The following is a 1,287-nucleotide window of genomic DNA, read 5'->3' as shown; positions in this document are numbered from 1 at the left end:
GCGATTGACCTTAGCGGTAATAACAACGGTGGTCACTCGTCACCCGCGCCTGCCCGGCGCGGTTTGGCACCGCTACAGACAGTCAGACGCTGCTCGGTTCAGGCGGGCAGCGCTTTTTACAGGGTAGTTAGGCAAAAATGAACAAATCAAAAAAGCGGCTTATCGGGTGGGTAGCGGCGTTGACCGTTTTTTCAGGCGTGGTGCTTTACGCCATCAGTGCACCAGCCAAACCACCGCATTACATCACTGCTGAAGTTAGCCGTGCTGATATCGAGGATGCTGTACTGGCCACCGGTACGCTGGAAGGCGTCAGGCAGGTGGATGTGGGCGCGCAGGTATCCGGGCAGCTGCTGTCTCTAAAGGTGAAGTTGGGCGACAAGGTAGAAAAGGGCCAGTGGCTCGCACAGATAGATCCACTGGTCTTGCGCAATACCCTGCGCCAGGCCGAGGTCGACGAGGAGCAGTTGCAGGCGGAGCGGCGTTCGACCCAGGCGCAGGTGAAACAGGCCAAGCGGCTGTATGAGCGGTATCAACAACTGCAGGAAGATCAGGCCGTTTCGCGTCAGGATTTCGAGAAGGCCGAATCAGACTACGAGGTACTTGAGGCCAATCTTGGATCGTTAGACGCAAAGATCAAAAGTGCCCGAGTACAAATCGATACCGCAAAGGTAAATCTGGATTACGCGCGTATCGTCGCCCCCATTGATGGCGCTGTGGTGGGCATCGTGACTCAGGAAGGCCAAACGGTCATTGCTCAACAGATGGTGCCAGTGCTGCTGAAACTGGCTGATCTGGACACCATGACGATCAAGGCGCAGATATCTGAAGCCGATGTGATCCATATCAGCCCAGGGCAGGCGGTGTATTTCACGATTCTGGGTGACGATAAGCGCTACTACGCCACACTGCGAGGCACCGAACCAGCACCCCAAGATTATCTGGAAACCGAGAACAGCACCTCGACGCGGCAGAATGCAGCAGTTTTCTACAACGCGCTGTTCGACGTGCCCAACCCCGATCAGCGCCTGCGCATCGGCATGACGGCTCAGGTGCGTATCGTGATCGACACCTCTACCGATGCGCTCAACGTACCGGTTGCCGCACTCGGGGCCAGCAATGGCGATGGCACGCACAAGGTGCGGGTGCTGGATGCGCAAGGTTTCGCACAGACGCGCCAAGTGAAAGTCGGCATCAATAACAACGTGCAGGCAGAAATCCGCGACGGGCTCAAGGAGGGCGAGCGCGTGGTGATCGCCGACCCGCAGGCGCTGGCGGCGGGGAGCTGAG

General features: G+C 58.0%; 1 protein-coding gene. It reads left to right on the top strand.

The window, feature by feature from the left end:
• The first annotated feature begins 137 nt into the window (after window positions 1–137).
• The gene (gene macA / locus BM279_RS15320) at window positions 138–1,286 is read left to right on the top strand and encodes a macrolide transporter subunit MacA (protein ID WP_093505049.1); all 1,149 of its coding nucleotides are present in this window, start codon (window positions 138–140) and stop codon (window positions 1,284–1,286) included.
• Window position 1,287 lies beyond the last annotated feature (1 nt).

It is taken from the genome of Phytopseudomonas straminea (genome assembly GCF_900112645.1).
GTDB lineage: Bacteria > Pseudomonadota > Gammaproteobacteria > Pseudomonadales > Pseudomonadaceae > Aquipseudomonas > Aquipseudomonas straminea.
This window is presented reverse-complemented; position numbering and strand designations above follow the sequence as displayed.

Excerpts from the sequence above, each read along its gene's own strand:
- macA (WP_093505049.1), top strand. The coding sequence starts at position 138 with ATGAACAAATCAAAAAAGCGGCTTATCGGGTGGGTAGCGGCGTTGACC.